The organism is Pelatocladus sp. BLCC-F211 (assembly GCF_041928655.1).
In the GTDB taxonomy this organism is placed as follows: Bacteria; Cyanobacteriota; Cyanobacteriia; order Cyanobacteriales; family Nostocaceae; genus Pelatocladus.
This window is the reverse complement of the sequence record NZ_JBHFLM010000025.1, coordinates 1-8,348: the sequence shown is the minus strand read 5'-3', so window position 1 is coordinate 8,348 and position 8,348 is coordinate 1. Positions and strand designations below refer to the sequence as shown.

The following is an 8,348-nucleotide window of genomic DNA, read 5'->3' as shown; positions in this document are numbered from 1 at the left end:
TTGTATTTTTTCTCAACAAGCATACTACACAATAATTGTTCAAGGCCGCGGATGCTTTGAGGCTGACTTGAGAATATTTTTAACCTCTAATTCCATTTGGTTTGCGTTCTCTCATATCGCTTTTAGTCTAAACTCCAGTTGATTTGTGTCAAAGATAATTCATCGGATCTACTGGTGTACCATTTTTGCGGACTTCAAAGTGGAGGTGAGGCCCTGTAGATAAACCCGTGGAACCAACTGCGGCGATCGCTTGTCCGCGTTTGACTGTTTGCCCTTCGGAAATATACAATTCACTACTGTGTCCGTAGAGTGTAGTTATACCATTACCGTGGTCAATAATTGCAGCTTTACCATAACCACCGTACCAACCAGCAAAAATCACTGTACCTGAGTCTGCTGCTTTAATTGTACTGCCGTAGCTGGCAGCAAAATCTTGACCTGCGTGAAAGCGGCGATAACCGAGAATCGGATGTACTCGCCAACCAAAGGGACTACTGGTAGGTGCATCGCTGGGATACGCAAACATCCCTGTACCACGAATAATCACGCTGTTGCGGCTGTTTGTCTTGACTTTTGCTTCTGCTTGTGCTACCTTTTGTTGAATTAAAGTTGTAATCGCTTGGGAGTCTTTCTCTAACTGGGTTTGCGCCGCTTCTAATGCCAAGCGATCGCTATTAAGACGCCCGATTAATTCCTGCTGTAAGTCTGCTTGGGTTTGATAATCGGCTTTTTGGGCGAGTAATTGTTGTCTCATCAATGCTATTTCGTTTTTTTGCTGTTCTACTTTTATTTTTTGGTTGTTGATTTCGTTGGCTTGGGTTGTAAGTTTAGCTAAAATTTGCTGGTCTGCTTGATATACTAACTTCAAATAACGGCGGTGACTGATAAAGTCGCTGAGATTTTGGCTTTGCAACAAAACCGCCCAGCCTAGACTAACTGGCGAACGTTGCAGAAAGCGTAATCGAGCAATTGTCGCTGTTTGTCGTTGTTGATAAGCAAGTTCTTTGGTTGCTAAATCTGCTTGTAGTTCCTGTAAACGTTCTGTTGCTAGCTTGAGGCGTAATTCACTATCTTGAATTTGTGTATCAGTAGTTTTCAGGTTTTGCTGTAAGCCGTTGAGTCTTTCTTGGGCTGCTTGTTGTAAATTGGTTAAGCGATCGCGTTCCTGTTTAATACTTTGATGCTGTTGGTTAATTTGCTGTTGCTGTTGTTGCAAATTCTTAATTGCATCAGATGTTGTTGGTACTGCGTTAGCTGGCAATGTTAGCGATATGCATAAAATTACTAAAAATGCAAGATAGATACAATCATAAATTCTCTTTTTTTCCAGAAATAGCACTCTCATGTTGTTAGATAGAAGCAGGCGATCGCTCAAAACATCATGAGTAGTGTTCCCAAAAATTTGTTAGGTGTAACTAGGGATTGGGGAATTTTTTTGCTCTATACGTACGGCATTGACCCGATAACCCTGCAACAACGGAAATATATGCTGAAAAAGCTTATCCTATATAGGGCTTGCTGAAAAAGTTCTTTGGCGGGGGTAGGGAACAGGAAACAGGGAACAGGGAACTGTTTTACCCATATTGTTAACAATTTTTTGGAGTCTAAAAAATCATCAATGCAAGGTTTTTAAGCCTTATAATCTGATTCTTTTGCACTTTTTTCTCCAAAAATAGCCTGAAAAGCTTATAAGATAAGAGTTTTAAAGCTATTCAGCAGACCCTATATAGACTTCAGCTTATTAATTTTCCTATTTTACCCAAACACAAGAAGGTTACAAGCAGACACAACCTAGTAGCGTGACAAGCTTAAAATGTTGGGTTTAAAAAACTGTTAAAAACAAAAATTTAATCGTCATCATGATGAATCAACCCAACAAATTAGACTAGACGCGCTACTAGTACATAATTACGTTTTTCATTTTTTGTATAAAAAAGTGCCATTGCTTAAATAAGTATCGTATTATTACTGGCTTTAAAGTAGGAAATGTATTAAACTATTTTTTATATCTTGGAAGGTACTATTTTTTATTTAAATAATGATATCAAGAAAATTAATTAAATTTAAAGTTTTATTTTTGATAGTTATAACAGCATCTATTTTATTATTAAATAAGGCGGCTTTAACACAGGGACGGTTACAAAAAAACTTAGAATCTAGTAGAGTTATACAAACAGCTATAAATCAAGGCAGTCTTAGTTGGGGAATTAGAGTAGCTACTCCACCCTTTGGTTATGTGGACATAAGCCGTGCGGCAAATCTGAATGATCAGAATAATCCCCTACTGGGAGGTTTTTGTGTTGATTTAATAAAAAATTTTGAAGAGTTTTTACAAAACGAGCTAAGTATATCTATTAGCATTAAATTAAAACCGATATCATACGATCAACGTTATCATTATACAGAATATGTAAATCCTTATTCAGATAATCGTGAATATACTTTGGCTGGAGAATGTGGTTCCGATACAAAAATTAGCCCGAACAATGCTTTTGATAGAATAGGAAACAAAAAGAATCCTAATATTAAATTTTCCGAGCCTTATCTTAAAAACATACATCAATTGCTGTTAATAGATCAAGCAAAGAAATCTTTATTACCGGATAATAATCAACCTAGTAAAAACGAAAAACTAAAAATTGGATATTTAGAAGGAACTAATACACCTTATAGTATCAGTACTCGTTATCCTGATAAGGTAGAAACAAAATCCTTCGAAAGTAGAGAAGACGCTGTAGACAGTTTATTGGGAAATAACAATAATAAGATAAAAGTTGATGCTATAGCAAGCGATGAACCTTTATTGCATTATTTATTTGATGAAATTTTACCAAAAAAAGTTTCAAATTCAAATGTTTCTAGTTCTTATGAAATTTTGTCTGAGCCTATTATCAGTTCGGGAGATTACGCATTAATACTCCCTGGTGATGATAGTACATGGAAGTCTATTGTTAATAAATTCCTTGACAAGAATAAATCTGAAATACAGAAGTTACTCAAGAACTATAATGTACAACAAGATAGTAACGGTTATTACATATCTCCAAGACCTCTACCATTCTATTTGTTATTAAAAATTTTAATTGTAGTATTAGTGTTGGTATTTGTAATATTTTTTTATATAAAATTCTTACATCTCAAAAGAATATTTTCACGTGTATTGAGTCACTTTAGAGATAAGAATCTTGATAATTTTGACAATGGTTATGCTTTACTTATTGGTGTTGGAAAATGTCAAGACAACAGTTTATCCTTACCAGAAACTATTAAAGATGTTACAGAGCTTCAGAACATTTTAGTGAATCCAAAACTTTGTGCTTATCCTCAAAGCCCACATCATATTTGTGTATTATGTAATGAAAAAGCTACACGTTCAGGAATCCTAGAAGGATTAGAGTGGTTGAAGAGTAACACACAAAGAAATGCTACTGCAATTGTGTATTATTCGGGTCACGGTTGGTTCAACCAAAGCACAGGATATTATCTAGTGCCACATGAGACTGATAAATCTAATATCGAAAACACTGCTTTAAGTGCAGAAGATTTTACAAGAGCTTTACGCGAAATTGAGTCAGAACGCTTGCTGGTTATAATCGATAGCTGCCATGCGGGAGGAATGGCAACCGCTAAAGCCCCTCGAGGCTTTGAGGCAACTACTCCTAAAGATATTATTGATGCTCTAAAAGAAGCTGAAGGTCGAGTAGTTTTAACCTCATGCAGAGATAATCAAAAATCTTGGATTAATACAAAAAAACAAATGAGCATTTTCACTTACCACTTGATACAAGCTTTTAGAGGAGCAGCTTGCAAGCGCGGCCGTAAAGTAGTAACAATTGCAGATATTATGAACCATTTAACTGAGAAGGTACCTAAAAGTGCTCTTGAGCAGCATCAAGCCATACAAGAACCTTATTATAATTTAGTAGGTGAAAACTTTGCTATTGCATTAATACGCGGCGGAAAAGGGCTTTAGTCTATTGCTATTAAAAAATTCCGGCTAATAGCAGCTTTAAGTTATTACATACCAGACATATTATTCTTTCAAACACTTTTCAACTTTGATTTCCTTTTTTGCAGGATCTCGGCTCTATGTCTATATGCTACAAAGCTTGACACGAGACAGAGATTTGTTTTAATAAAATTAAACGAGTAATATATCAAGTTTTCAAATCACCATGCAAGTAAACGTCCGCCAAACAACAACTACCACCACTACTATCAACTCAGGAGGGTTGTGAGGCGATCACGTTGACTTGAAATTCGATAGCACCAGATCAACCCTCCAGATAGTGTCTCGGAGGGTTTTGAGTTTTTATGGTCATCCAAATTAGGAAAAAACCTATGTTTATTTATCAATTTATTCACCTCACTACCACAACCACAACTATCGCGCCTGGAGGGACGTGAGGATAGTTGCTGTGTGCAATCGAAACTCAATCGCCCCTCTAGGTCAAACCTAGAGGGGTTTTTTATTAGCAAAAAACATTGATTTACAGGAGATACAACCATGTCTGATCATCGCGAACTAGCAAAAGTAATGGATTTATTTCACTTTGAAGAACATAGTCCAGGGATGATTTTTTGGCATCCGATTGGGTTAAAGTTGTTACGGCTGATTGAAGATTTTATGCGAGAGGTTTACCAAGACCATGATTTTGCAGAAGTGCGATCGCCAGTAGCATTGAATCGGTCACTTTGGGAACTTTCTGGACACTGGCAAAAGTTCCGCAAAAATATGTTTATTGTGGGTAGTTCGGATGCAGAAGAAGAACCAGATTATGCATTGAAACCAATGTCATGTCCCGCACACATCGCGATTTACAAATCCCACAAACGCAGTTATCGAGAAATACCAATGCGATTGATGGAATTTGGTATGGCTCATCGCAACGAACCTTCGGGAACGCTATCTGGTTGTATGCGTCTGCGCCAGTTTGTCCAGGATGATGCTCATATCTTTTGTCGGGAAGGTGATATTAGAAATGAGATTGGCAATTTTCTGAGTATGGTCAAACAGGTTTATGCAGTCTTTGGATATAATCACTTTTCCATTCGGATTGCTCTGCGACCAGAACAGCGTCTTGGGTCAGATGAACAATGGGATCGAGCTGAATCTGCTTTGATTGATGCAGTCCAAGCACTGGGTTACGCCTATGAACTCGCGCCTGGTGAAGGATCTTTTTATAGTCCCAAGATTGAAATCAGTATGCAAGATCATCTGGGAAGATTGTGGCAATGTGGTACGATTCAAGTTGATTTTAACTTTCCTCAACTTTTTGATTTGTCCTTTGTCAATCAAAAAGGAGATTTAGAGCAGGTAGTGATTCTGCACCAAGCAATTCTGGGTTCTTTGGAACGCTGGATTGGCATCTTGTTGGAAAATCATAATGGAGTTTTACCACTGTGGGTTGCTCCTGTGCAAATTGCTGTGGCTTCAGTTTCCGAAAAATCTGCGGATTGGGCAGAAGTGATTTTCAGAAGGCTAAAACAAATTGGAGCGAGAGTAGAATTGCATGTGAGCGATCGCACGATTGCTAAAAAGATTCGAGAACTGTCTGCACGCAAGATTCCACTGATTGCTGTAGTTGGCGAAAAAGAAGCAATGAATCAATCTCTCAACTTGCGTCGTTTGGGAATTTCTGGACAGCAGGAAATTCAGCTTGCTGAGTTAGAAGTTGAATTAGCTCGTCTTCCTATTTAAGATCAAGTCTTCTTTGTGTCTTTGTGGACAAAAATAAATTTTATTAACCACTAAGACACTAAGACACCAAGTTCATAAAGCAGCAATCCTACTTACCGCGTTAGCAACCATCAAAATTTGTTCGCTACACACTGAAGCAAAATTCCAGCTATGCCAGCATTAATTTCAAGATAAGTAACTAGACGCAAATAAACACAACTACTTTGACTGGGTGTATCAGGATGGGGGTAAATTAACAAATCTGCCTCTGTACCTCACACCCAGCCTTCTTCAGTCAGCTTTATTAGAAGTTCTAGTTCTCATATCGTTATCTCTTCCCCATCTTCAAGATAGTCAATCACGGGAAAATCACACGGGGATGAAAATCTATTCCCCGATCCCCGATCCCCGATCCCCGTTGCCCCTTATCCCCAGAGGGGACCCCACCTGCCCCGTATCCCCCAAGGGGACCCCGACCTTCCCCCATCCCCACAGCCATTTTCAAGATAGAGGATTTCTCAAGTTAATACGAGGTTTCTATGAGTATAGGCAGAGCCATTCTTTTGATTGCTCTGGTTTTTCCAGGCTTGATGGTAGTAGCAACATCGATCTACGCGTACAATGCTGATTTTGCAACGATGGAAAGAACCGAAAGGTTTGTCGAACAACTAGCAAGGCAAAGAAGAGCAGATGATAGACAATTACAATTAGCCTATCATCGGAGTATGGTTCATCGCATGAACGCTTTTACTAATGGTACTTGGGGTTTTATCGGCGCGACGATCGCAGCCATTGGTATACATGGGTTAGCAATTACCAAAGAGGAATCGATTCAAGACCAAAAAAGATCAGGTAATTAGTGTTGGTGGTTGGTGGTTCTGAATAACAAAAAACTAACCACTAACCATTAAGCTTATGATCTATAAAACTTTTAAGATCAGACAAGGCGCGATCGCGATAACGTCCGTATCGCTCTTGTTTATTTTTGATTTTCTCACCTAATTCGGGCAAAATACCAAAGTTGGGTGGCATGGGTTGAAAATGTTTGGGTGAAGCTGAACTGATAAATTCAAACAGCGCTCCCATCATTGTTGTTGATGGTAGGGTTAACGCTTCTTTCCCTAAAGCGATGCGTGCGGCGTTTGTACCAGCTAACCATCCATCAGCAGCAGCAGCAGTATAACCTTCAGTACCAATTAACTGTCCAGCAGCCAATAAAGTTGGACGATTTTTGAATCGTAAGCTGGATAGCATCAGCTGGGGAGCATTAATAAAGGTGTTACGGTGCATCACTCCCAACCTCACAAACTCAGCATTTTCTAAACCGGGAATCATGCGGAAGACACGTTTTTGTTCACCCCAGCGCAGGTTAGTTTGGAATCCGACCATATTCCAAAGTTGACCGGCTTTGTCTTCTTGTCGTAGCTGCACTACAGCATAGGATCGTTCACCTGTGCGACTATCTGACAATCCTACTGGCTTTAAAGGCCCGTAGCGCATTGTATCTTCTCCTCGGTGTGCTAGTTCTTCAATGGGTAGACAAGCTTCAAAAAATTTCGCTGTTTCTCGCTCAAAGTCCTTTAATTCTGTTTGTTCGGCGTTACGTAGTTCTTGCCAAAACTGTAGATATTGCTCTTTGTTCATCGGACAGTTGAGATAAGCTGCTTCGCCTTTGTCGTAGCGAGAGGCGAGAAAAGCAATATCATGGTTGATGGTTTCACCCACAACAATCGGACTAGCAGCATCGAAAAAGCTGAGATATTCCATCCCCGTGAAGCGACGCAAGTCTTCAGCTAAGTCGGGACTGGTTAAAGGGCCTGTTGCTAAAACAACAATACCTTCCGGGATTGCACGTAGTTCTTCTCGACGCAATTCAATTAAAGGATGTTGAGAGAGGGTTTGCGTCAAATCTTGGCTAAATTGTCCCCGATCAACTGCTAACGCTCCTCCAGCAGGAACTTGGTGTTCATCAGCTTTGCCAATTACTATCGATTTTAATTGGCGCAGTTCTTCATGTAACAAACCAGTCGCGCGATCGCTTGCCATTGCGCCAAAAGAATTGCTACAAACTAATTCCGCTAAGTGTTCTGTGTGGTGAGCAGGACTAAAGCGTTGGGGACGCATTTCATAGAGAATTACTGGTATTCCCGCTTGGGCGATTTGCCAAGCTGCTTCCGTTCCAGCGAGTCCACCTCCTATGACTGTGATTGGTTGTTTTTCCATAATTCCGCGCTTCAATAAAAATTTTTAGAGATAAATTCTTTGCCTTTGTCTTGTCCATGCTGATACAAACCAGCTAACCCTTCAACAGTAGCATTTATAAAATCGACTTCAAACTCTTTAGGATTCACATCTGGTTTAATAACGTGGATATTAACGCCTTGGTAGTGATTAGGAATTGCTTCTAATTGAAACATATCGCGATATAAAGTTTCGGGTTCATTTGCGATCGCAATCACTTGGTCATACCCCAACTCAACCATTTCCATCGCCGGACACAAGCATGTATAGGAAGCATCAATATAAGGCAATACGGTTCAGTTAAGAAGAAATGTAGGTTGGGTTGAGTGCAAGCGAAACCCAACAAAGCCTTGATAATGTTGGGTTACTCTGCGATCAGCCGCGCAGGGCGCGTCTACGTTCCTCAAACGCCAGGTGCTACAACTCT

General features: G+C 39.5%; 6 protein-coding genes. 3 read left to right on the top strand and 3 right to left on the bottom strand.

What is annotated here, in order from left to right; translation table 11 throughout:
- Window positions 1-148: 148 nt before the first annotated feature.
- A complete protein-coding gene (locus tag ACE1AT_RS01895) occupies window positions 149-1,345 on the bottom strand; it encodes a murein hydrolase activator EnvC family protein (protein WP_374865622.1) in 1,197 nt (398 codons plus the stop codon).
- 693 nt (window positions 1,346-2,038) lie between these two features.
- On the opposite strand from ACE1AT_RS01895, the gene ACE1AT_RS01890 reads away from it, so the two are divergent.
- The 3 genes from ACE1AT_RS01890 to ACE1AT_RS01880 all read left to right on the top strand — a co-directional run bounded on the left by ACE1AT_RS01890 (window position 2,039) and on the right by ACE1AT_RS01880 (window position 6,540).
- Window positions 2,039-3,973 carry a caspase family protein gene (locus ACE1AT_RS01890; RefSeq protein WP_374865621.1) on the top strand — a complete coding sequence of 645 codons (1,935 nt, stop codon included), beginning with the start codon at window positions 2,039-2,041 and terminating at the stop codon, window positions 3,971-3,973.
- A 534-nt stretch (window positions 3,974-4,507) separates the two neighbouring features.
- On the top strand, window positions 4,508-5,701 hold the full coding sequence (thrS, locus tag ACE1AT_RS01885) for a threonine--tRNA ligase (protein ID WP_374865620.1): 1,194 nt from the start codon (window positions 4,508-4,510) through the stop codon (window positions 5,699-5,701).
- A 518-nt stretch (window positions 5,702-6,219) separates the two neighbouring features.
- Window positions 6,220-6,540 carry a hypothetical protein gene (locus tag ACE1AT_RS01880; protein ID WP_374865619.1) on the top strand — a complete coding sequence of 107 codons (321 nt, stop codon included), beginning with the start codon at window positions 6,220-6,222 and terminating at the stop codon, window positions 6,538-6,540.
- A 40-nt stretch (window positions 6,541-6,580) separates the two neighbouring features.
- Here the strand turns inward: ACE1AT_RS01880 and trmFO are convergent, their stop codons facing one another.
- Together trmFO and ACE1AT_RS01870 are read right to left on the bottom strand one after the other, a co-directional pair.
- Window positions 6,581-7,903 carry an FADH(2)-oxidizing methylenetetrahydrofolate--tRNA-(uracil(54)-C(5))-methyltransferase TrmFO gene (gene trmFO / locus ACE1AT_RS01875; RefSeq protein ID WP_374865618.1) on the bottom strand — a complete coding sequence of 441 codons (1,323 nt, stop codon included), beginning with the start codon at window positions 7,901-7,903 and terminating at the stop codon, window positions 6,581-6,583.
- An 11-nt stretch (window positions 7,904-7,914) separates the two neighbouring features.
- Complete coding sequence (locus ACE1AT_RS01870; protein WP_374865617.1) at window positions 7,915-8,211, bottom strand: hypothetical protein; 297 nt, start codon at window positions 8,209-8,211, stop codon at window positions 7,915-7,917.
- Window positions 8,212-8,348: the final 137 nt, after the last annotated feature.